The organism is Vagococcus fluvialis (assembly GCF_003337315.1).
GTDB classification, from domain to species: Bacteria; Bacillota; Bacilli; order Lactobacillales; family Vagococcaceae; genus Vagococcus; species Vagococcus fluvialis.
Map to the genome: position 1 here is coordinate 81,793 of NZ_QPJV01000003.1, position 22,309 is coordinate 104,101.

General features: G+C 33.3%; 23 protein-coding genes and 2 pseudogenes. 19 read left to right on the top strand and 6 right to left on the bottom strand.

Annotated elements, in window-relative coordinates; genetic code table 11:
• Positions 1-69: 69 nt before the first annotated feature.
• From DFR54_RS04075 to DFR54_RS04100, 6 genes and pseudogenes are all read left to right on the top strand, one after another.
• Positions 70-736 (top strand): annotated as a pseudogene (locus tag DFR54_RS04075) (ankyrin repeat domain-containing protein).
• A 157-nt stretch (positions 737-893) separates the two neighbouring features.
• Positions 894-1,331, top strand: coding sequence for a MarR family winged helix-turn-helix transcriptional regulator (locus DFR54_RS04080; protein WP_114289025.1), 438 nt, complete (start codon positions 894-896; stop codon positions 1,329-1,331).
• Positions 1,332-1,348: 17 nt separating this feature from the next.
• Positions 1,349-2,317, top strand: coding sequence for a ring-cleaving dioxygenase (locus tag DFR54_RS04085; RefSeq protein ID WP_211315042.1), 969 nt, complete (start codon positions 1,349-1,351; stop codon positions 2,315-2,317).
• 34 nt (positions 2,318-2,351) lie between these two features.
• Positions 2,352-3,242: pseudogene (locus DFR54_RS04090) on the top strand (VOC family protein).
• Between the two features lie 11 nt (positions 3,243-3,253).
• Positions 3,254-3,862, top strand: a complete 609-nt coding sequence (locus DFR54_RS04095) for a flavin reductase family protein (RefSeq protein WP_114289026.1) — start codon at positions 3,254-3,256, stop codon at positions 3,860-3,862.
• 13 nt (positions 3,863-3,875) lie between these two features.
• Positions 3,876-4,466, top strand: coding sequence for an alpha/beta hydrolase (locus DFR54_RS04100; RefSeq protein ID WP_114289027.1), 591 nt, complete (start codon positions 3,876-3,878; stop codon positions 4,464-4,466).
• A gap of 151 nt (positions 4,467-4,617) precedes the next feature.
• Here DFR54_RS04100 and DFR54_RS04105 read toward each other — a convergent pair whose 3' ends face one another.
• On the bottom strand, positions 4,618-5,076 hold the full coding sequence (locus DFR54_RS04105) for an ASCH domain-containing protein (RefSeq protein WP_206172091.1): 459 nt from the start codon (positions 5,074-5,076) through the stop codon (positions 4,618-4,620).
• Between the two features lie 117 nt (positions 5,077-5,193).
• Between DFR54_RS04105 and DFR54_RS04110 the strand changes: the two genes are divergently transcribed.
• Positions 5,194-5,598: a DUF4809 family protein gene (locus DFR54_RS04110; protein ID WP_114289029.1), complete on the top strand. Its 405-nt coding sequence runs from the start codon at positions 5,194-5,196 to the stop codon at positions 5,596-5,598.
• A gap of 215 nt (positions 5,599-5,813) precedes the next feature.
• Here DFR54_RS04110 and DFR54_RS04115 read toward each other — a convergent pair whose 3' ends face one another.
• Positions 5,814-6,629, bottom strand: coding sequence for a hypothetical protein (locus DFR54_RS04115; RefSeq protein WP_114289030.1), 816 nt, complete (start codon positions 6,627-6,629; stop codon positions 5,814-5,816).
• A 287-nt stretch (positions 6,630-6,916) separates the two neighbouring features.
• On the bottom strand, positions 6,917-7,702 hold the full coding sequence (locus DFR54_RS04120; RefSeq protein ID WP_170126915.1) for a MurR/RpiR family transcriptional regulator: 786 nt from the start codon (positions 7,700-7,702) through the stop codon (positions 6,917-6,919).
• An 81-nt stretch (positions 7,703-7,783) separates the two neighbouring features.
• Between DFR54_RS04120 and DFR54_RS04125 the strand changes: the two genes are divergently transcribed.
• The 3 genes from DFR54_RS04125 (at position 7,784) to DFR54_RS04135 (ending at position 10,399) form a co-directional block, all read left to right on the top strand.
• Positions 7,784-9,217: a glycoside hydrolase family 1 protein gene (locus DFR54_RS04125; protein ID WP_114289032.1), complete on the top strand. Its 1,434-nt coding sequence runs from the start codon at positions 7,784-7,786 to the stop codon at positions 9,215-9,217.
• A 98-nt stretch (positions 9,218-9,315) separates the two neighbouring features.
• Complete coding sequence (locus DFR54_RS04130) at positions 9,316-9,765, top strand: DUF3290 domain-containing protein (protein WP_114289033.1); 450 nt, start codon at positions 9,316-9,318, stop codon at positions 9,763-9,765.
• 4 nt (positions 9,766-9,769) lie between these two features.
• Complete coding sequence (locus tag DFR54_RS04135; RefSeq protein ID WP_114289034.1) at positions 9,770-10,399, top strand: DUF421 domain-containing protein; 630 nt, start codon at positions 9,770-9,772, stop codon at positions 10,397-10,399.
• On the opposite strand, the gene DFR54_RS04140 is transcribed toward DFR54_RS04135, so the two are convergent.
• Positions 10,390-10,830: a MepB family protein gene (locus DFR54_RS04140; protein ID WP_211315043.1), complete on the bottom strand. Its 441-nt coding sequence runs from the start codon at positions 10,828-10,830 to the stop codon at positions 10,390-10,392. The two genes, DFR54_RS04135 and DFR54_RS04140, sit on opposite strands and share 10 nt — an antisense overlap.
• Positions 10,831-10,950: 120 nt before the next feature.
• Between DFR54_RS04140 and mtnN the strand changes: the two genes are divergently transcribed.
• From mtnN to DFR54_RS04155, 3 genes are all read left to right on the top strand, one after another.
• On the top strand, positions 10,951-11,625 hold the full coding sequence (mtnN, locus tag DFR54_RS04145; protein ID WP_126809016.1) for a 5'-methylthioadenosine/S-adenosylhomocysteine nucleosidase: 675 nt from the start codon (positions 10,951-10,953) through the stop codon (positions 11,623-11,625).
• 96 nt (positions 11,626-11,721) lie between these two features.
• Entirely contained in the window at positions 11,722-12,738 is a 1,017-nt protein-coding gene (gene add, locus DFR54_RS04150) for an adenosine deaminase (RefSeq protein ID WP_114289037.1), read from the top strand.
• 87 nt (positions 12,739-12,825) lie between these two features.
• The gene (locus tag DFR54_RS04155) at positions 12,826-13,209 is read left to right on the top strand and encodes a YccF domain-containing protein (protein ID WP_114289038.1); all 384 of its coding nucleotides are present in this window, start codon (positions 12,826-12,828) and stop codon (positions 13,207-13,209) included.
• 48 nt (positions 13,210-13,257) lie between these two features.
• Here the strand turns inward: DFR54_RS04155 and DFR54_RS04160 are convergent, their stop codons facing one another.
• Complete coding sequence (locus DFR54_RS04160) at positions 13,258-14,187, bottom strand: nitronate monooxygenase (RefSeq protein ID WP_114289039.1); 930 nt, start codon at positions 14,185-14,187, stop codon at positions 13,258-13,260.
• Between the two features lie 369 nt (positions 14,188-14,556).
• Between DFR54_RS04160 and DFR54_RS04165 the strand changes: the two genes are divergently transcribed.
• Positions 14,557-15,756 carry an acyl-CoA dehydrogenase family protein gene (locus tag DFR54_RS04165; RefSeq protein WP_086340907.1) on the top strand — a complete coding sequence of 400 codons (1,200 nt, stop codon included), beginning with the start codon at positions 14,557-14,559 and terminating at the stop codon, positions 15,754-15,756.
• Between the two features lie 124 nt (positions 15,757-15,880).
• On the opposite strand, the gene DFR54_RS04170 is transcribed toward DFR54_RS04165, so the two are convergent.
• The gene (locus DFR54_RS04170) at positions 15,881-16,810 is read right to left on the bottom strand and encodes a LysR family transcriptional regulator (protein ID WP_086340908.1); all 930 of its coding nucleotides are present in this window, start codon (positions 16,808-16,810) and stop codon (positions 15,881-15,883) included.
• Between the two features lie 101 nt (positions 16,811-16,911).
• Here DFR54_RS04170 and DFR54_RS04175 point away from each other — a divergent pair, with 101 nt between their 5' ends.
• From DFR54_RS04175 to DFR54_RS04195, 5 genes are all read left to right on the top strand, one after another.
• Positions 16,912-18,096, top strand: coding sequence for an acetyl-CoA C-acetyltransferase (locus DFR54_RS04175; RefSeq protein ID WP_114289040.1), 1,185 nt, complete (start codon positions 16,912-16,914; stop codon positions 18,094-18,096).
• 37 nt (positions 18,097-18,133) lie between these two features.
• Positions 18,134-18,985, top strand: a complete 852-nt coding sequence (locus tag DFR54_RS04180; protein ID WP_114289041.1) for a 3-hydroxybutyryl-CoA dehydrogenase — start codon at positions 18,134-18,136, stop codon at positions 18,983-18,985.
• Positions 18,986-19,007: 22 nt separating this feature from the next.
• Positions 19,008-19,793: an enoyl-CoA hydratase-related protein gene (locus DFR54_RS04185; protein ID WP_114289042.1), complete on the top strand. Its 786-nt coding sequence runs from the start codon at positions 19,008-19,010 to the stop codon at positions 19,791-19,793.
• A gap of 24 nt (positions 19,794-19,817) precedes the next feature.
• On the top strand, positions 19,818-21,110 hold the full coding sequence (locus DFR54_RS04190) for an acetyl-CoA hydrolase/transferase family protein (RefSeq protein ID WP_114289043.1): 1,293 nt from the start codon (positions 19,818-19,820) through the stop codon (positions 21,108-21,110).
• 178 nt (positions 21,111-21,288) lie between these two features.
• Complete coding sequence (locus tag DFR54_RS04195) at positions 21,289-22,308, top strand: ROK family transcriptional regulator (RefSeq protein WP_114289044.1); 1,020 nt, start codon at positions 21,289-21,291, stop codon at positions 22,306-22,308.
• The last annotated feature ends 1 nt before the right edge of the window (position 22,309 follow it).

The following is a 22,309-nucleotide window of genomic DNA, read 5'->3' on the forward strand; positions in this document are numbered from 1 at the left end:
AGCTTTATTTTCGGTCTTTTTTTAATCTTCGTGTACAATTAAGGTATAGATAAAGAAAGGAGCTTACAGATGAAAAAAATAGTACTAGTTTTAAGTCTTGGACTGTTTCTAACAGGATGTGAAAAAGCTCCAAGTAAAATAAAAGATGAAACTAAAGAGTCCTCAGTAACTCAATTTTCATCAACTAGTGAAACAAGTACATCAAAGGAGGAAATAAAAGAGATGGAAGTATTTGAAGCGAGAAGTTTAATTCAAGCTGTTATGAATAATGATATTGAGTTCACAAAAAGAATTCTTGAAGATAAAACATATAATATTAATGAAGTGAATCAACAAAATAATATTCAAGATATTCCATATCTTTACGCAGGAGCTCAAGGAAAGACTGAAATTTTAGCTTATATGCTAAAAAACAGTCAACCTAATCAACAAATTTATAATCGTTTTGGTGGTAATACGATTATCCCCGCTGCTGAAAAAAAGCCATTTAGATACAGTGAAACTTTTACTAGAAGATGGAACCGTAGATATTAATCATCAAAACAATTATGGTTACACTGCTTTAATAGAAGCAATTGCTTTAACAGATGGTTCAAAAGTCTATCAAGATATTGTTGCTGAGTTATTAAAATACGGTGCGGATAAAAATTTAAAAGATAATTATGGTAAAACGGCTACTGATTATGCTAGAGAATTAGGTTATGGCAATATTTTAAAGATGCTGGAAAACAAGTAGTGACGCTAAAAAACGACTTATTACAAAAAGTAAGTCGTTTTTATCTACTTTTTGTAAGTGATGTTATATACTTAAATCAAATTAAGGGTATTTAACTTTTTATTTTTAATTAATTATCTCGAATTAGAGATAATTGAATAAGAAAGGAGTGTGGCAGATGAAACGTGAAAATAAGGAACTAGGAGCTTTTATCGGAATGATGCGTGGAAGCAGTAAATTAGAAAGAATTGTTAAAAGAGACGTATCTTTATATAAATTAAATATTACTGAGTTTTCGGTAATGGAATTACTTTTTCATCAGGGAAGACAAACAACACAAACCATTAAAGATAAAATTCTAATTGCTAGTAGTAGTACAACTTATGTCATTGACCAACTTGAGAAAAAAGAGTGTGTGACTCGTATAACTAATCCAGCTGATAAACGAATTACTTATGTGGAACTATCAGAAAAAGGCCGAACACTCATGGAGGAGATTTTCCCACTCCATGTAAATACCATTTCAGATTGCTTTTCTTCTTTAGAAGAAGAGGAGCTAACTCAATTTGTTAAAACATTAGCCAAAATAAATCGAAAATTAGATAAACGACTATAGAAAAGAGGGAATTTATAATGAAAATTGAAGCAAAAGACCAAATTTTAGGATTGCACCATATTACTGCTATGACAAGTGACGCTGAAAAAAATTATCGCTTTTTTACAGAAGTATTAGGCATGAGGTTAGTAAAAAAAACAGTCAATCAAGATGATATTTATACCTATCATACTTACTTTGCTGATGATCATGGAACACCAGGAACTACAATGACTTTCTTTGATTTCCCTAATAATCCTAAAGGAAGAAAAGGAACAAACACAGTTAGTATCTCAGGTTTTAGAGTACCAAATGACAAAGCTTTAGAGTATTACAAAAATCGTTTTGAAGAATTTAATGTGAAACATGAAGATATAAAAGAAGACTTTGGAACAAAAGTGCTTAAATTTTGGGATGAAGACGAGCAAACGTATCAACTTATTTCTGATGAAACCAATCAAGGTATGAAACCTGGTATTCCTTGGAAAAAAGGACCTGTTCCAGAAGAATTTGCTATTTACGGATTAGGGCGTATTGAAGTAACAATTAGTTATTTAGCAAACTTTAAATCATTAATGGAGCAAGTTTTTAATTTTAAAGAAATTGCTAAAGAGGGAAATCGTTACTTAATGGAAATCGGTGAGGGTGGAAACGGTGCTCAAATGGTTTTAGTAGATGACACAACTAGCCAAGAAGCAATGCAAGGTTATGGTGAAGTTCACCATATTGCCTTTAGAGTTAGTTCAAGAGAAGCTTTATTTGTTTGGAAAGATATTTTTGACCGTTTAGGATTAGGTAACTCAGGTCATGTGGATCGTTACTACTTTGAGTCACTTTATGTCCGAATTGGTCATATCTTAGTTGAGTTAGCAACTGATGAGCCAGGATTTATGGGAGACGAGCCTTATGAAACATTAGGTGAGAGCTTATCTCTAGCACCATTCTTAGAAGAAAAACGTGAATACATTGAAAGTGTTATTAAACCATTTAACACTAAAAGGTCATAAAAACTAATTACAAATATGAAAAGGAGTAATGACTATGGAAGCTATTAAAAGAATACATCACATTTCAGCAATTGTAGGAGATCCAAGAGAGAATATTGATTTCTACGAAGGCGTTTTACAGTTAAAATTTATTAAACAGACAGTTAACTTTGATGACCCTGAAACATACCATCTATATTATGGTAATGAAACAGCAGACGTTGGTACGACAATGACTTTCTTTAACTGGGATAATGAAGTGCGCGGAAGAGTAGGAAGTGGCCAAGTAGGAAGAATTGCTTTTCGTATTCCTAAAGGGAGTATGGCCTACTGGAACGAACGCTTAACAGGATTTAATGTGAACTTTACAGTTAGTCGTTTGTTTTTAGCGCCAACAATTGAATTGGAAGATCCACATAATTTAGCCATTGCTTTAGTCGAATCTGATATGGAAGCAGACAGTCCAGCAATTTTAGGTTTTCATGGAGCGGCTCTTTTATCTAGTCAGCCAAAACAAACTATTGAAACTTTAAGAGATGATTTAGGCTTAGTTCTTGAAAAAGAAGATGAAACAGCAGCTCATTTAATCACTGTTGGAGAAGAAAAACATCATATTATTGTTCCAAAAGAAAAATTACCTAGAGGACGTTTCGGTGTTGGGACAGTTCGCCATATTGCTTGGTCAGTGCCGACAGATGAAGAACATAGAGAGTGGCAAAATTATATGTTTGAGGAAGGTTATAATGTAACTGAAATCAAGGATAGATAATACTTTAAAGCGATCTATCTAGCGGAAAAAGGGCATGTGATTTTTGAATTTGCTACAGATGGTCCTGGCTTTACAATTAATGAAACATTTGAAGAATTAGGGACACGGTTAATGCTACCACCTCAGTATGAACACATGAGAGAGCATCTAGAAAAAACATTAATTCCTTTAAGATAAGGAGAAGAAAAATGACATCTATTAGACCAGAAGATATGGCAGAAAGAGATAACTATAAATTTTTAATTGGTTCCATTATTCCAAGACCAATTGCTGTTGTAACTAGTCTTTCTGAAATAGGCATATTAAATATTGCACCCTTTAGTTATTTCAATATAGTTACTTCGAATCCACCAATTGTTTCGATTTCTATTCAAAGAAAATCAGGTGAGATGAAAGACACAGTTAGAAATATCCTTGCTTTAAAAGAAGCTGTGATTCATATTGCTGATGAGGAAAATATTGAGGATATTAATCAAACAGCAGCTAATTTATTAGCAACTGAAAGTGAACTAACTAAAACAACATTTACAACTAAAGCAAGTGATATTGTAAAAGTGCCACAAATAAATGAAATTAAAATAAAAATGGAAGTTTCTTTTTATGAACATGTGGAAATTAAAAATAAAACGCAAGTATCAGCAGATTTATTATTGTTAAAAATAGAAAAATATCATATTCCTGATGAAATTTATCATGAAGGAAGAATTGATCCAGATGGGTTGAAACCAATGGGTCGTTTAGCTGGTCATGATTATGCGGCGCTAGGAACAAGAAGAACTATTGTGAGACCAGACTAAAAGGAGGATTAAGATGGAATATATTATTAAAAAAGGCGTTGAAGATGCGCCAGTCTTTATCCTACTTCATGGAACAGGTGGGACAGAAGAGTCATTACTTGATGTAGGAAAAGTATTAGATGAAGAAGCAACGTTAATCGGTATTCGCGGAAATATTTTAGAAGGTGGTTATCCAAGATACTTTAAACGTTTAGAAGAAGGTATTTTTGATGTCGAAGATCTAAACAATAGAACAATTGAGCTTCATGAATTTATTCAAACTCTTGTTGAAAGATATGATTTAAACTCAGAAAAAATAGTTTTAATTGGGTACTCAAATGGTGCTAATATTGGGATTAAGTTATTTTTAGACTATCCAACTACTTATCGAAAAGGGATTTTGTTCCATCCAATGTATCCAGTTAAAATTGCAGATACACAGGACCTATCTCAAACTAAGATATTTACAACTATGGGAAAAATGGATCCGATTGTTACTATAGAGCAAAGTGAACATGTGTTACAACTCTTTAAAGAGCGCAAAGCCGAAATTACAGAAGAATGGACACAAGGACACCAACTAACTTATCCAGAAATTTTAAAAGCTAAAGAATGGTTGGCGTAGTAGGTTGTGACAGAAGTGTTTAGCTTCAAGAAATAAGAAGGAAATCACGAAAATTGCTTTTCAAATTTTTGTGATTTTCGGCTTATTTCTTAAAGAAGTTACTTCTGTGACACCGTTTATTTTGTAAAAGTGAAACCTGAAACGTACTCATTTAGTTTATTTCTTTAAAAAAAACTACTTCAAACTCCTCACAAATTAGTTCTTTATCAGTGGAAAAAACTAAACCTAAACTAGCATATTCTTTAGTAAAGAAGTCTTCATGTCCTTTAAACCAGTAATCATGACTTAAATCACCTTCGCCTTCTTTTTTAGAAAATTTAGGTGTCACATCAGTCATTTTAGATAATGTGATTTGTTTGACGCGTGTAATAGCAATCGGCTGATTATCACCATTTAAAATAATATCGTACTGACCGATTTGAGGTAGCTGCTCTTTCCGAATATCATAGAGCTCATAGGCAGAGCACGCAGCTGATTTTTTTCCATCTAAAACGAGTTGTCCTAACTCATCTCCCATTTCTTTTGTCCCATCTCCAAACATCCACGCTTCTGGTTGAGGTAAATCAAGTTGTTTTGCCTGACAAAATTCTTGCCAAAAAGTATTAATCATCTCTTTAATCTCCTTAGTTTTCATTAGTATAACAAAAAAATAATGGAATAAGCATTTTGGAAGTTTCTTTTTCACTTTTTGTGATAAAATGAGCTTATCAAAGACGAGGTGAAAGTAATGCAAGAAATAAAAATAAAACGTGGCTTAGAGTTTGTTAATGGAGGGTGCAATGCCTGTCCGACTTTTAAAGAAGATATTTATGTGATGGAATTAAAGGATAAAGAGCATGCTTTAGATGAGTTAGACTTAAACTCATTAATGATGGCTATTGTGGTGGCTAATGGATATAAATTACATCAAGTTTATGACATATCTGATGATTACGATGTTTATAAAAAAGAGGGCAATGAAGTTGCGGTCATTCCTGAATATGATAAATTAATCTTTAAAAAAGGTAATCTGAAACAAAAAGTAGCGAATCATTATAAAGAACCCTCAGAATTATTTTCTGTAGCCAATAATTTATTAACACAATATTTTGATCTGGAAAGTATTAATTTTATAATAGAGAATGAATTATAAAAGATATTGATTATTGATACTAGAATAGAGGGAAAGGGGTTAATGATATGGAATTAACAAATGGTTGGACAGTAGTATCGAAAACAGAGCTATTAATAATTAAAACATTTAAAAATATGCAAAATGAATATGAATTAAATGATTTAGAATAAAATAAAAACAGCTAGGTAAGCTTAAAACTTACTTAGCTGTTTTTGGAATTTGTTAGAAATAGCCTAAATCACTTCATCATCTAAGAAATTACCATCTAAATCATAAGTCATTGTTCCTGCACTACGACTACGCACATCATGAACACTAACGCGCCATTCAAATGAATTATCACCACTTGGAGTAAGTAGAATCATATTAATACCTGGGTAATAGACTTCTTTAACTTCTAAGCGCTCCTCAGTTTCCTTAATAATATTGGGAACAACTTGCCAATCAATTTCTTTACTAGAGATAGGTTTGTTGTCTCTTGTAATCACAGCGTTTTTATCTTTTTTCCATTTGTTGATTGGATTTAAAGGATGAAACCAGTATTCATCTTGTAATTTAGTTGTGGGGTTTGCCACACGAGCTACCATGTAAGTACCTGATTGAAGAGGAATATTTTTAAAATGAATACTTAAATCATAAATTTTTAAATCCTCAGATTTTAGTGTGTTTTTTTGTTGCAATGTATCAAATTCTTTTTCTAATGATTCCCCGTTTACTAGTAAATAGTGATCTAGAGGAAGTGTTGATGTAACAGTTCCCATTATAAAAATGATCATGAAAGGTAGAGGGAGTGTTAACAGATAAAACCACCATTTGCGTTTAGTTTTAATGCCTACTCTAAGTAAAATAAGGGAACTAATAATAACTAAAGTAAGCCAAACATAAGGCATTTTAGTGGTTAATTTATTTTGCAGTGCAACTTCTTGATATTCATTTAAACGAAGTATAGATTCAGATAATGTTGGACTATTTAGAATAACTAAAAAAATAATGCCACCAACGATTAATAAGGATAAGAGTATAAGAAGTATTCGTTTGAAATAAGTCATAAAAAAACTCCTTTTATTTTTTACTAGTGTAGCGATATTTATTTCTTCTGACAATTAATTGAATTATTTGAAACAAGGTGTTTCATGATAGTAATATGAACCAACTTTGACCAAAAGTATTCTATTGTTTTAAAGAAGTGGATATAATGAAAAAAGAGACTAGAACATAAAATAAATCATTCATGTCATAGTCGCTTTATTATCTATAAATGGTGTTCAAAAAGCAACTTCTGCTAAATAATCATGAATCAACAAAAATTTAAAACATAATTTTCGTTAATTCTTTCTTATTTATTGAAGCTAGACGCTTTTGTCACATTATCTTCTTTAAATGGAAACTTTTTATTGTAAAGTTCTTTTGATAGTGTTTCGATAATATAGACAACAGGTAACTGGCTAGACATATCAACACTGTAAGAGCGTCTGTTTAAAGGGGTGTCGTAGGACAGAGAAAAATCACATAATGTGGCAAGTGTATTGGCACTTTTATTAGTCACACTAATAGAGTAAATAGATGTGCCAACCAAAGCTTTCGCAATATGGATTAAATCTGGTGTTTCACCTGAAACTGAAAATAACAAACAAACCTCATTGATTTTCTCATTGGTTTTATCTTTTTTAGAAGCTAGATAAGGAATGAATGTGGAAACCGAAGCAAAACTTTGGTAACCAAGTGAAGATAGTCGCTGCTGGGCGTATTGAGCCATGGAACTAGATGAGCCAGTACCTAGGCAGTGAATCACATCTACTTCATTTAATTTCTCTACTAAAAAATCAATATTTTCTTTAAAATCAATTGGGAAGTGCGTATTTTCTAAGTAGAATTCATTAGCGTTTTGGTTGATCATGATATGTCGTTTTTCTAAATTTTGTTTAATTGCTAAACGAAGCTCAGGAAAACTTTCGTAACCCATTTTTTGGGTAAAACGGACAATCGTTGCGGGAGAGACATGTGTTTCTTCAGCTAGTTCACGAACTCGCATAAAGGCAACGGATTCTTCATTATTAGAAATATAATGAGCAATTTGAATATCTGTTTCAGTGCCTTGGCGCAATTTTTCTATATCAAACAAGTTAGTCATCTCCTTTTTCTTCTATTTTACTTGAGAGATAGGAAAAGGGAAAGTTAATAAATATGAAGGGAAGTATTTTTTATGACAAACAAAGGATTTCGTTCAGACTTTTTATGGGGTGGGGCGACTGCTGCTAACCAATTAGAAGGAGCTTACAATGAAGATGGTAAAGGATTAACAATTGCTGATATTTCACCAGGTGGTAAATTAAGAATGCCATTAATGTTCTCAGGTGATATGCCTTTAGAAATTGATGAGTCTAAGTACACTTATCCAAACCACAAAGGAATTGATTACTATCACCGTTACAAAGAAGACATTGCTTTGTTTGCAGAGATGGGATTTAAAACATTCCGTATGTCTATTTCTTGGGCACGTATCTTCCCAAATGGAAACGATGAAACGCCAAATGAAGCTGGTTTACAGTTTTACGAAAATGTGATTGATGAATTATTAAAACATAATATTGAACCAACAATTACTATTTCTCACTACGAAACACCACTTCACTTAGTAAAAGAATATGGTGGCTGGAAAAACAAAGAATTAATTGGTTTCTTTGAAAAATATGCCCGTACTATTTTAGAGCGTTTTGGTAAAAAAGTAACTTATTGGATGACTTTTAATGAAATTAATACAGGAATTATGGGCTCATTCTTTTCAACAGCTATGCAAAATGCTACTGAGACTGAAAACTTCCAAGCCCTACATAACCAATTTGTAGCAAGTTCAATAGCCACTAAAATCGCAAAAGAAATTAACCCAAATATCCAAATGGGATGTATGAGTATTTATGCAACTATGTATGCTTATGATTCAGATCCAGCAAATGTTCAAGCAACGCAAGAGAAAAGTAGAATGTTTAACTACTTCTGTAATGATTTACAAGTTCGCGGAGAATACCCAACTTATGCTTTAGCTTATTTTGAAAATAATGGTATTGAACTTGACCGAACAGAGGAAGAGTTAGCAATCATTAAAGCTCATACAGTAAACTATTTATCATTTAGTTACTATATGTCAGCTACAGTTTCAATTAAAGCGGAACATCAAGATGATAAAAGCCAAGGAAACTTCTTTGGTGGCGTGAAAAATCCATTCCTAAAAGCAAGTGAATGGGGCTGGGAAATCGACCCAGTTGGTTTACGTATTGCGTTATGTGATTTATATGGTAGATATGGTGTGCCATTATACATTTCAGAAAATGGATTAGGTGCCATTGACGTACCAGATGCAGATTTTGTGATTAATGACGATTATCGTATTGATTATTTAGAAAAACATATGGCTGAAATGAAAAAAGCTGTTGTTTTAGATGGTGTTGATTTAATGGCTTATACTCCTTGGGGTTGTATTGACTTAGTTAGTGCTTCAACAGGTGAGATGTCTAAGCGTTACGGATTTATCTACGTTGATTTAGATGATGAAGGTAACGGAAGTCTGAGTCGCTACAAGAAAAAATCATTTGATTGGTATAAAGAAGTTATTGCAACAAATGGTGCAGAGATTAATTAATGACAAAGAAGAATTCTAGAAAAACTAGGATTCTTCTTTTTTTATTTTGAAAAGTAGTATACTTTAAATAACAAAAACAATTTATAAGAGGTGTGAGTATGGAATTTTATACCTATCAATTTTTTATTAACCAATCATCTAATACTAATTTGATGAAATATTTGGTTTTTATTAGCTTACTAGCTCTACTATTAATTATTATTCTCAAAAAGTTTCACAGTAGAGATAAGATGAAATACCGAGATTTAATTATTTTAGTGTCTCTAGGAATTATTTTTATGGTGGGAATTCAAATTAATGAATACGAAGTGGGGAAAACCAATCGTAATAATTCATCTAGAATGATTAATTTTTTAGAGAATATTAGTGACAATCAACAAGTTCCTGCTAGTGATCTATCTGTTAATTCGAAATATGTTAAAGATGAGATGCTTGTGAAGATAGGTGAGGATTACTATCAGATCAATATGAATGCTGATTTATCTTCATTCAAATTAGAAGAAACTTACCTTTTAAACGCAAAAGATATTAAGTTAGTAGAGGAGTGAGAGGATGAAAGAGTATTTAGAAATAGGTATCAAGTTAGCTATAGGTTTAGTGGCACTTATTTTTCAGATGAATTTATTAGGTAAGGGCAATTTAGCACCAACTTCAAGCTTAGACCAACTCCAAAACTTTGTTCTAGGTGGTATTATCGGTGGAATGATTTACAATAATCAAATTTCGATTTTGCAATTTTTCTTAATCTTAATTATGTGGACTTTTTTAGTTACTCTTTTTAAATATCTCAAAGAGAATGTTGGTTTTGTTAAAAAATTAATTGATGGCAAACCAACTGTTGTTATAAAAAACGGGGAAGTATTAGTTGAAAATTGTGCTAAAAAAGGTATTTCAGCAAATGACTTAATGTTTAAATTACGTCAATCTAATATTTACAATACTAAACAAGTAAAAAGAGCTGTCCAAGAACAAAATGGACAACTCACTATTATTCTTTACGGAGATGAGCAGGTACGTTTCCCAGTTATTACAAATGGGTTTGTCGATGAGGATGTATTAGAAACCTTTGATAAAGATCGTGAGTGGTTGGATAAAGAGCTAGCTAAACAAAAAGTAGAGCTTTCAAATGTTTACTTAGGTGAATATCATAATGGCAATCTACATCTTAGTCTTTATAAGTGATGAGTAGATAGATCTGTAAAATAAACTTGTTGCCATTTTTGAGTTTTAGTAGCAGTCGGATTCAAGTCTGTTTCCCAATTTGGATAAACGCGAATCGCCATTTTTCCTTTTTGCGTGTCAGTCTTTAATATCTTTTGTTGATGAAGGACTTCTTTTGGAAAAATAAAGAGTCCTTTTTTAGTATCATCAAGAACAACAATAATTAAATAATCAGGGCTGTTTTTAAAGCTATAAGCTTGATTTTGAATCGTGTCGTCTTTCTCCCAAAAAGCAACAAAATAACCTTTCTTTTTAGGTGTTAGCTTTGCTAATCGACTTCTGTAAGCTGTTTCTCCTATATTAAATGTATAACCTTCATATTCTTCATTTTGAATTTCTGGTGTTAGCTTAGTTAGTTCCTGAAAAGCTTGTTGTGATTTAATAAAATCAATAGAAATTGTTATGTCATCAAATCCTTTATAGTTGTTAATAAAAGAATATCTGAAACAGGGCAGTAAAACAAATGATTAATAGTATAATAGAAAAAATAGATAGAAAGTCTGGTGTTAGGTGTGAAGATTGGAATTGTTGCAGCTATGAGAAGTGAAATCAACTACTTACTAACTCACTGTGAAATAGTGAATGAAATTAAATTAAAGAAAAATAGTTTTTATCAATGTGAGTATGGTGATTATGATTTAGTCATCGTTGCTAGTGGTGTTGGAAAAACGAATGCTAGTGTCTATACACAAATGCTAATTGATTATTTTGAACCAACAGCTGTAATTAATATTGGTATTGGAGGAAGTTTGTCAGAGGTTATAAGTCCTCTATCAGTTGTACTTGGAGAAAGCTTTAGTCATCATGATGTTAATCAAGAGCAAATGGAGAATTTATTCCCAAATCAATCTGTATTTTTTGCTGATTCAAGGTTAGTCACTAAATTTTCTACTTATATTGATGAAACTAAACAAGGGAAAATTGTGTCAGGCGAAGTTTTTATTTCGGACTCAGCAGTCAAAGAAGCTATCATTAAAAAACACCAACCTTTACTTGTTGATATGGAAACAAGTAGTATTGCTCATTGTTGTTATATTAACGATATGCCTTTTATTTCTTTACGTAGCGTATCAGATTTAGCCGATGAATCTTCAGATGAAACTTATGAAGTGAATGAAAAACAAGCTGCTGATCAAGTAGGGAAATTATTACTTAGTGTGTTAGAAAAAGAAAACTTTTTGTTTTAAGCCTTTAAATTATGAGAATATTATTAATAAAGGTATACAAGACCTAAAGAACCCTCTATAATGGTCAACAATATACAAAAATTTGGAGGGATACAGGTGTTAAAAAGTTCAGAAATTAAGTTGTTTCCAAAAGCAGAGTTGCATTGTCATTTAGACGGATCTATTAGACCAAAAACCTTACAAAAAATTGCTAGCTATCAAGGATTAGCTATTAGCGATGATGTTGAGGAAGTAGCTAGAAACATGCAAGCACCTAAAACATGTCAAAGTTTAGTGGATTATTTAACCTGCTTTGATTATGTTTTGCCTTTCTTACAAACAGAAAAAGCTTTAGAGATGGCTGCTTATGATGTCATGGAACAAGCTGCAGAGGATGGTATTCGCTATATTGAAATCAGGTTTGCTCCAACTTTATCTATGCGAAATGGTTTAACAGTGGAAAAGACAGTTCATGCGGTTGCTTTAGGAATTGCAAAAGCTGAAGAAAAATATCCAGTTTACGGCAATATTTTAGTGATTGGTATGCGCTCAAGAGACTCAAAAGAGATTGCCGGAACCTTTAAAAAAGCTTTAGGAACGAACCATGAAAAAATTGTCGGACTAGATCTTGCCGGAGCTGAAGTTGATTTATTTGTTAGAGATTACGAGGAAGCCATTCAAGTTGTCACAGATCACGGAAATGTTGCTTTGACTCTTCATGCAGGTGAGTGTGGCTGTTTACAAAATATGTATGATGCTATTGATGCCGGAGCAACTCGTTTAGGTCACGGAATAGCAATTAACGGTAACCAAGAAGCAACGAACTTTTTTGCTGAGAAAAATGTGTGCCTTGAAGGATGTCCAACAAGTAATGTTCAAACAAGAGCCATTGATACCTTGAAAGATTATCCTGTGCGCGAATGGCTAGATAAAGGTGTTACATTTTGCATTAACACGGATAACAAAACAGTTTCAAATACAACTCTAAGTAATGAATATCATTTATTAGTGTCAGAACATAATTTAACAGCTGAGGAATTCAGGCAACTAAATAAAAATGCAGTCACTTATTCATTTGCCAAAGAAGAATTAAAAAAACAACTTTTAACAGAAATGACCGAATTTCCTTTATAAAAATCAGACTTTAGCACCTTTTTGATTAGATAAAAAAAGTTTATAATAGAAGTATAAAGAGAATCTGATAGGAAAAGATGTGATAAAATGAATTTTTTAGGTAATTTAATTTGGTTGATTTTTGGTGGTTTAATAGGTGCGATTTCTTGGTTTTTAGCAGGCTGTTTGTGGTGTGTTACTATTATAGGGATTCCAGTTGGCTTGCAATGTTTTAAAATTGCTAGCTTAAGTCTATGGCCATTTGGCAAACAAGTTGTTTATAGTAATAGCAGTATGTCACTACTTGTTAATATTATTTGGTTAATAGTTAGTGGTCTGCCATTAGCGATTGGGCACTTTATAAGTGGTTTACTCCTTTGTATCACAATTATAGGAATTCCTTTTGGTCGCCAAAGCTTTAAATTAGCACAACTAGCTTTAATGCCATTTGGTGCACGAGTTGTATCATCAAATAATTATTATTTTGAATAAAAGCTACAAAAAGAGGAAGTCCACTTTACTGTGAGCTTCCTCTTTTTCTTATAAACTTAAGTTAGCAATTGTTTCTTTTGCTTCTTTCATGATACCATCAATTACTTCTTTAACTGGACGAATGCGAGGGACTAAACCAGAGATTTCTCCAGCCATCATTGTTCCTGTTTCAGTATCACCCTCAACAACTGCGCGGTAAAGTGAACCGACTGTTAATTTTTCTAACTCTTCTTCAGGAGCATTCGCCATTTCTAAAGTTAAGTATTCAACTAACATATTGTTTTGCAGCGCACGAACTGGATGTCCACCTTTTCGACCAGTTACCATAGTTGTTGTGTCAATAGCATTAACTACTGATTCTTTAAATGAGTCTGGAATTGGACATTCTTCAGTTGCTAGGAAAACAGTTCCCATTTGAACGCCTTCAGCTCCTAAAGCAAGTGCGGCAACTAATCCTTTCCCATCTGCAAATCCACCAGCAGCAATAACAGGTAAATCTACAGCATCTGTAATTTGTCTAACTAAAGGCAACGTACCAGATTTACCGATGTGCCCACCAGCTTCTTGTCCTTCAGCAATAATCGCATCTACACCTAATTCTTGCATTTTCAAAGCATGTTTAACAGCAGCCACGACTGGAATTACGATAATACCAGCTTCTTTAAAGCGTGGGAAATATTTTTTAGGAGAACCAGCTCCAGTTGTTACGATGGCGACTCTTTCTTCTATAACAATATCAACTAATTCGTCGATGTTTGGTTGTAGTAAGTTTAAGTTAACACCAAATGGTTTGTCAGTGTTTTCTCTCACTGTATTAATTTCTTTACGAAGGCCTTCAGCGTCTAAGGCTCCAGTTGTTAATAAACCTAACCCACCCGCGTTTGAAACAGCAATAACTAATGGACTACGGGAAATATGTTGCATCCCACCTTGGAAGATTGGATATTTAATACCTACTAAATCAGTAATTCTTGTCATTCTTGTCACTCCTTCTCATGTCATAAATCAAGTATAGCGAAACCTATGAAGCGTTTCCAACTATTGTTATCCTAGTTTTTCACAGTCTTTTGAATAAAATTCACAGTTGGATAGTGTTTTAGTGTCTGAATCTGTGAATTTGATGAGATGATAAAGGTAATATATTTATAAAAGAACACTACTGTGAATGATAATCACTATAATGTATGCGCTTTCAATCAGATAAATAAAACAACTCATGTGACTTACTAACTGTGAATTATCTGGAGGAATAGGAGAATTACTTTCCCTACGGTGTTTAAATTTATTTGTTAAGATAATATTTGTAAGCGCTTAGTAACTTAAAATACTAATTGGAGGAATTAGCACATGAATAAATTAGAGAAACTTCAGGAATTATATCCAGAAGACTTATTGGGACTTTCAAATAAATTAACTGAAGGGGAAGTCGACGTTTTATACACATTACGTCAAGCTCTAGAAAAAGAAATCCAACCAGTAATCGCTGAGTATTGGGACAAAGCAGAATTTCCAGTTCACGTTTATGATTTATATAGAAACGCAAAAATCATGAACGACGAAAAATTATTTGTAGGCCGTGAAGGAAAAGAAACTTACAGTGAAGTATACAATGCTTTCCTTTTCCACGAATTAGCACGTACTGATACATCAATTGCAACAGCATACACAATTCACCGTATGGCACATACAGTTATCTTACAAGGTGGTACTGAGGAACAAAAAGCTCACTACTTACCAAAATTAGAAAACTTTGAATACACAGGATGTTTCGCTTTAACTGAACCATTAAACGGATCAGATATTGCTAAAGGCCTTAAAACAAGTGCTCGTAAAGAAAACGGTAAATGGATCTTAAATGGAGAAAAATATTGGATTGGAGCTGCAAACACTGCTGACGTTATTCCAGTTTTCGCTCGTGACGAAGCTGATGGCGAAATCAAATGTTTCATCTTACACCATGACACTCCTGGTCTTGAATTTGAAGTTATCAAACATAAAATGGCACTTCGACCAGTTCAAAACTGTAAGATCATGATGAATGACGCAACAATTGATGAGTCTCAATACTTACCAAAAATTAAAGGATTTAACGATGTAACTCGAGTATTCCAAGGTTCTCGTGTAGACGTTGGACATATTGCAACAGGTACAGCAGCTGGTTCTTTAACAGCAACACTTAAATATGCAACTGAACGTCAACAGTTTGGTCGTCCAATTGCTAAATTCCAATTAGTACAAGAAAAAATTGCTCGTATGGAAACAAAAGTAGCGGCAAACATTGCTTTATCAGTTATTCTTTCTGAGAACCAAGAAAGAGGAGACTTTGATACAGTTAATGCGTCATTACACAAAATGCATAATGCAATGAACTTACGTGAAGCTGTAGCTTTAGGACGTGAAATCTGTGGTGGTAACGGAATTAACGTTGATTACGGTGTAGGTAAATTCTTCGCAGATGCTGAAGCTGTTTACACTTACGAAGGATCACATGACATTAACGCATTAATCCTTTCAAGAGCATTAACAGGTATGGGTGCATTCGTTTAAAAAACAATCATGCAGATGTTAAAGTCAAACATATCTTGCATTACTCAACTGAAAAATTAAAACAAAAAGAGACTGTGACATACCTATGTCACAACCTCTTTTGTTCTAATTTTATAATTGAAAACTAAACCCCGAATTTACGGTTGTCAGCAATGATGAAATTTTTAAAATCATTAACACTACTTGGAAGGTACTCAGAACGTTGCCAAACCATGTAGATATTATAAATAATTGATAAGTCAGTCACATCAATTATTTTAATGTCGTCATAGTTTAAGGCATTACGGACAGAGACAAATGCGATACCATGATTTGCTCTCACCATGCCGATAACTCCTGACTCTTCATTCATTGCAAATAGTGTATTGAGATTGAAATTTTCACCAGCAACACGGTCAAGAGCGGTTCGAATCGAATGACTCATACCAGCTGACTCGTTGTAACCAATAAAAACTTCATCTTTAATATCTAGGAAAGAAACATTTTTCTTACTAGCTAGAGGATGACTTTTAGGAACAATGAGGACAATTTCGTCATCGTAAATAAATTCTCTATTAATATCGTCTTTGTAATCAATAAAATTAAATTCACCACAAAAGCCAACATCAATATCTCCGTTGATGATATCTTGCAGAATAGTTTGAGTAGACGTTTGTGTTAAGTAAATTTCCATATCTGGATACTCAGCCTTAAAGCGGTTCAGGCGTTGTGGTAAGTATGACGATGAAACAGTGAAAACACTGGAAAGATTTATCTCACCTTGTTCTTGATGAGAGAGTAATTCGATTTCATCCATACCGTTTTTCAGGTCAGTCATGGCTAAGTTAACATGACCAGCTAAAATTTTTCCATATTTGGTTAGTTTTAGATTACGACCACTTTTTTCAAATAACTTCACGTTAAGTTGTGACTCTAATCGTGTCATCGCTTTACTCAAAGTAGAATAACTTATATATAACTCATCCGCTGCTTCGGTGAAGTTTAAGTGACGGGCGGCAATTAGAAAATAATTAAGATGTTGAAAATTGATATTTTTCCAGTACAACAAGCTCATCCTTTCGGTACTAGGTTAGAAACTAACTTAGTTAGTGATTATATCATAACAGGTTTGAATGGAAATACCAATTAAGCGTTATCAAGAAAGTAGGAATAAAAATGACAAAAAGTGTAATTTTAAGTGCGGTACGTACGCCATTTGGTAAATTTGGAGGGGCATTCAAAACAATCCCAGCAGTAGATTTAGGTGCAGAAGTAATGAAAGCAGCTGTAGAAAAAAGTGGCGTTTCAAAAGAAGATATTGACTACGTTGTAATGGGTCAAGTCTTACAAGCTGGTGCAGGTCAAATCCCTTCACGTCAAGCATCTATTAAAGCAGGACTGGATTGGTCAATCTGTTCTGAAACAATTAACAAAGTATGTGCATCAAGTTTAAGAGCTGTAACTTTAGCTGATCAAATGGTTCGCTCAGGAGACAAGGATATTGTTTTAGCCGGCGGTATGGAATCTATGTCTAACGCTCCTTTTGCTTCAAAAGATATGCGTTGGGGTAACAGAATGTTTAATACTCAAATGATCGACTTAATGGTAAATGATGGTTTATGGGATGCTTATTATGACCAACATATGGCTGTTAACGGCGGATACGGTGCTGATAAGTTTGAAATTAGCCGACAAGCACAAGACGAGTGGGCATTACGTAGCCAACAATTAGCTGCTAAAGCAATTGAAAGTGGCGTTCTTGAAGAAGAAATCGTATCAATCGAAGTACCACAACGTCGCGGTGACGCTTTAGTCATTTCTAAAGATGAAGCACCTCGTCCAAATACAACAATTGAAGACTTACAACGTTTGAAAGGTTTATTTGTAGAAGGTAACACAGTAACTGCAGGTAACGCACCTGGAACAAACGACGGCGCATCTGCTGTTATGGTAGCTTCTGAAGAAAAAGCTAAAGAATTAGGCATCAAACCATTAGCAACTATCTTAGGTCATGCTGAATGTGGCGTTGAAACTCGTTTAATTGCAAGTGCACCAGGACATGCTATTGAAAAAGTATTAAAAGAAAATGATTTAACAGTAGATGATATTGATTTATTTGAAATTAACGAAGCTTTTGCTGCTGTTACATTAGTCACTCAAAAAATGTTAGATATTCCATCAGAAAAAATCAATGTAAATGGTGGAGCAATTGCCTTTGGTCATCCAATTGGTGCAACAGGTGGACGTATTATTGCAACACTTGTTCATGAAATGAGAAGACGTAAAGCTAAATATGGTATTGCGGCTATCTGTAGTGGAGCAGCCCAAGGTGATGCTATTTTAATTCGTTGTGACTATTAATAATAAAAAACTATAAAACTTTAAGGGGAAGTCAATTATGAAATTAGAAAAAATTATGGTAATCGGTTCAGGACAAATGGGTAACGGAATTGCACAAGTTTGTGCACAAGCAGGATATGACGTTTATTTAAACGATATGAAACAAGAATTTGCTGAAAAAGGTTTAGCCAATATCGTTAAAAATTTAACTCGTGACGTTGAAAAAGGACGTAAAACAGAAGAAGAAAAACAAGCTGTTTTAGACCGTATTACATTATCAACTGACAAAAAAGATGCTGTTAACACTCAATTAGTTATTGAAGCAGCTGTAGAAAACTTTGAAATTAAAAAAGCTATCTTTAAAGAATTAGATGAAATCGTTGGTGAAGACGTTATTCTTTCAACTAACACATCTTCTTTACCAATCACTGACTTAGCAGCAGTTGTATCTAAACCAGAACGTTTCATCGGAATGCATTTCATGAACCCAGTTCCAGTAATGAAATTAGTAGAAATTATCCGCGGGGTACAAACGAATGATGAAACTTACCAAGCAATCCATGACTTAACATTAGAAATGAACAAAGTACCAGTTGAAGTTAACGACTCTTACGGATTTGTATCAAACCGTGTGTTAATGCCAATGATTAACGAAGCAGCATTTACTTTATACCAATCAGTTGCAACACCAGAAGCAATTGACCAAGTAATGGAATTAGGTATGAACCACCCAATGGGACCTTTAAAATTAGCTGACTTTATCGGATTAGATACTTGTTTATCAATCATGCAAGTATTATATGAAGGATTCAACGATCCTAAATACCGTCCATGTCCATTACTTAAAAAATATGTGGCAGCTGGCTACTTAGGTAAAAAATCAGGTCGCGGATTCTACAAATACGACTAATCATTTTTAAGGAGATTTACTCATGTCTAATTATGAAAATGTATTACTTTCTATTGAAGAAGGAATTGCAACACTAACAATCAATCGTCCTAAAAATCTAAATGCCTTAAACCAAAAAACGCTAGAAGAAATTGAAGCAGCTGTTTATGACATTAAAGGCAATAAAGATATTAGAGTATTAGTCATTACAGGAGCTGGGGAAAAAGCTTTTGTGGCTGGTGCTGACATTAAAGAAATGCAATCTAAAAATGCTTTAGAAGCACGCGAGTTCTCAATTATTGGGAACCGTGCTTTCAAAGCAGTAGATGAATTAGAAATTCCAGTTATTGCAGCAATTAACGGTTACGCATTAGGTGGCGGATTAGAACTTGCTATGGCATGTGACATTCGTTTTGCATCAACTAGTGCTGTTGCTGGATTACCAGAAGTAAACTTAGGCGTTATTCCTGGGTTTGGTGGAACACAGCGCCTATCACGTATTGTTGGTGTATCAAAAGCTTTAGAACTTTTATACGCAGCAGTTAACGTTAAAGCAGAAGAAGGTTTAAGAATTGGTTTATTTAACCAAGTATTTGAACCAGAAGCTTTAATGGAAGAAACAATGAAATACGCTAAAAAAATTACGACAAAAGGACCAATCGCGATTAACTTTGCTAAACAAGCAGTTAAAGTTGGTTATGAAATGCCACTTGATAAAGCACTTGGTCTAGAATCAGAATTATTTGGTTTAGTGTTCTCAACAGAAGATCAAACAGAAGGTATGACTGCCTTTGTCGAAAAACGTTCAGCAGAATTTAAAAATCAATAATAAATGGTTACTGGAGGAAGCATAATGAAAGACTTACAGACTAAATATAATGACAAGAAAATGAGTCCAGAAGAAGCAATTAAATTTTTAGCACCAGGGGACGCTGTTGTTTATCCAATCGCACCAGGTGAGCCTGCTCTACTTCATGAAGCTCTTTGTAATTACGAAGGACTAGAAAATAATAAATTATACCGTACGTTAACTAACGTTAAAACATATGATTTACCAAAAGATAAATTAAAACAAGTATCAATCTTCTTAGGTGGCGATCGTCAATTAATGAATGATGGTGTTGTTGAATTATTACCAAACCACTTTGGTGATACTGTTGATTTAATTAAAATGCGTGAAGAAGAAATTGTTTTAATGTTTAATGCTTCACCAATGGATGAAAAAGGATACTTCTCATTAAGTTTAGCTAATGCTTATGTTGGTGGTCTTTTAGATGTTGCATCTAAAATCATTATTGAAGTAAACGAAAACGCACCATATACATATGGTGAAAACCATCATGTTCATATTGATGACGTAACAGCTTTAGTAGAAAGTAGTGAACCACTACCAACTATTCCAGCTCCAGTTATTGATGAAAAATCAGCTGCAATTGGTAAATTAATTGCTGAGTTAGTTCCAGATGGTGCTACTTTACAAATTGGTTACGGTGCTGTTCCATCAGCTGTAATGAACAACTTAACAACTAAGAAAAACCTAGGTTTCCATACTGAAATGTTACCTGATAAAGCAATGGAATTATACAACTCTGGTTCTTTAGATAATACGAAAAAAGAAACTTACGTTGGTAAAACAGTTACAACATTTGCTATGGGAACAACTGAATTATACAAATGGTTAGATAAAAACGAAGACATCTACTTCTTACCAGTAGATAAATCAAACTCTGTAAAAGAAATTGCTAAAGAAAACAACTTATATACAATTAACGCAACAATCCAAGTTGACTTATTAGGTCAATGTAACTCTGAAAAATTACCAACTAAATACTATTCATCAACTGGTGGACAGTCTGACTTTGGTAAAGGAGTTCGTATGACTGAACATGGTGTGGGAATTATTGCACTTAACTCAACTGCTGGTAAAGATGATGCGATTTCTACAATCGTGCCTTCACTTTATACAGGTGCAGCTGTAACAACATCTAAAAACGATGTAGACTACGTTGTAACTGAATACGGGGCAGCTCGTCTTAAAGGTAAAACAATCAACGAACGTGTTGAAGCTTTAATCGCAATTGCTCATCCTAAATTCAGAGATGAGTTAAGAGAAGAAGCTAAAAAAATGAACTATATTGCAAAATAAATAAAAACCAATACGATTTTGTTCACAACATAAGGAAACTTATTTCCTAAATCGTAAAAAAAGAGATTTAAGCTTAGGCTTAGATCTCTTTTTGTTTAGTTAAATACAATTGAAAAAAAGTATTCTTCATATTATACTTAATGAACTTAATTAAGATAGTTTAAAAAGAGGCGATGTCATGAAAGCTAGTAATCCTCAAAGAGTTAGGAAAGATAATTTATTTTTTCTAATGTCTTTGATTCGAGAATACGGGCCCTTATCTAAAAGGGAATTATCAGAAAAAAGTGGTTTGAGTGTTGTAACTATTAATAAATTAATTCCTGAATTATTAAGTAAAGAACTAATAGAACCTTATTCAACAGATGTTGTCACAGGTGGTAGGTACGCTATTACTTATACATTTAATCAAAATAAATGTCATTCTTTGATTATTAAAATGGTGGAAAAAGAAAAGGAAATGTTTTTTTATTTCTATGTGTGTGATTTATTAGGCGAAATTATCGAAGAAAAAGAAATTTCAGGTGAAAATTTAGAATGGTTAGATATTTTAAGTTTCATTGAAAGTTTTAAAAAAGAGTATCCTAAAATAAAAGCAATAGTTTTAGGGATTCCTGGTGTAGAAACATCAGGTGTGATTACGTTAGCTGATTATCCAGTTCTACAAGGAAAAAATATCAAAGATGAATTAGAAGAACGTTTTGATTGCACAGTGTTAGTTGAAAATGATGTTAATGCAGCAATTCTTGGTTTCTCAAAAAAAGAAGAAGCTCATCTAATTATAGCGGGAATTTATTATCCAGTTGGTTTCCCACCTGGTGGAGGCGTGTCGCTTGGACAAAAATTATTAAAGGGATGTAACAATTTTGTAGGTGAGGTGGCAATGCTACCTTTAAATGTAGATTGGTCTGAAAAAAATATCCCTCATGTGGATTTAAAAAATCATTTCTTAGATATTGCGAAAACCTTTATTAGTTTGTATGATCCACATCAAATTGTTGTATATCTATCAAAATCAAGACTAACTAAACAACAGCTTGCAGACATTAACCAAGCGTTAGAAGTAGCATTTCCACTGTTAAAACTACCTAAAATCGTCATTAGTGAAGAGTTTAATCACGATTACTTTTTAGGATTAGAGTCATTAGGTTTGGAAGCCTTAAATCAAGTATTAAAAAATGAAATTGAAATAGGAGAGTAAT

Coding starts and splice junctions, on each gene's coding strand:
- DFR54_RS04190 (WP_114289043.1), top strand. CDS start 19,818: ATGAAAGACTTACAGACTAAATATAATGACAAGAAAATGAGTCCAGAA.
- DFR54_RS04085 (WP_211315042.1), top strand. CDS start 1,349: ATGAAAATTGAAGCAAAAGACCAAATTTTAGGATTGCACCATATTACT.
- DFR54_RS04130 (WP_114289033.1), top strand. CDS start 9,316: ATGGAATTTTATACCTATCAATTTTTTATTAACCAATCATCTAATACT.
- DFR54_RS04195 (WP_114289044.1), top strand. CDS start 21,289: ATGAAAGCTAGTAATCCTCAAAGAGTTAGGAAAGATAATTTATTTTTT.
- DFR54_RS04185 (WP_114289042.1), top strand. CDS start 19,008: ATGTCTAATTATGAAAATGTATTACTTTCTATTGAAGAAGGAATTGCA.
- DFR54_RS04155 (WP_114289038.1), top strand. CDS start 12,826: ATGAATTTTTTAGGTAATTTAATTTGGTTGATTTTTGGTGGTTTAATA.
- DFR54_RS04165 (WP_086340907.1), top strand. CDS start 14,557: ATGAATAAATTAGAGAAACTTCAGGAATTATATCCAGAAGACTTATTG.
- DFR54_RS04095 (WP_114289026.1), top strand. CDS start 3,254: ATGACATCTATTAGACCAGAAGATATGGCAGAAAGAGATAACTATAAA.
- DFR54_RS04170 (WP_086340908.1), bottom strand. CDS start 16,810: ATGAGCTTGTTGTACTGGAAAAATATCAATTTTCAACATCTTAATTAT.
- DFR54_RS04080 (WP_114289025.1), top strand. CDS start 894: ATGAAACGTGAAAATAAGGAACTAGGAGCTTTTATCGGAATGATGCGT.
- DFR54_RS04105 (WP_206172091.1), bottom strand. CDS start 5,076: ATGATTAATACTTTTTGGCAAGAATTTTGTCAGGCAAAACAACTTGAT.
- DFR54_RS04100 (WP_114289027.1), top strand. CDS start 3,876: ATGGAATATATTATTAAAAAAGGCGTTGAAGATGCGCCAGTCTTTATC.
- DFR54_RS04110 (WP_114289029.1), top strand. CDS start 5,194: ATGCAAGAAATAAAAATAAAACGTGGCTTAGAGTTTGTTAATGGAGGG.
- DFR54_RS04125 (WP_114289032.1), top strand. CDS start 7,784: ATGACAAACAAAGGATTTCGTTCAGACTTTTTATGGGGTGGGGCGACT.
- DFR54_RS04160 (WP_114289039.1), bottom strand. CDS start 14,187: ATGACAAGAATTACTGATTTAGTAGGTATTAAATATCCAATCTTCCAA.
- DFR54_RS04115 (WP_114289030.1), bottom strand. CDS start 6,629: ATGACTTATTTCAAACGAATACTTCTTATACTCTTATCCTTATTAATC.
- DFR54_RS04135 (WP_114289034.1), top strand. CDS start 9,770: ATGAAAGAGTATTTAGAAATAGGTATCAAGTTAGCTATAGGTTTAGTG.
- DFR54_RS04175 (WP_114289040.1), top strand. CDS start 16,912: ATGACAAAAAGTGTAATTTTAAGTGCGGTACGTACGCCATTTGGTAAA.
- DFR54_RS04180 (WP_114289041.1), top strand. CDS start 18,134: ATGAAATTAGAAAAAATTATGGTAATCGGTTCAGGACAAATGGGTAAC.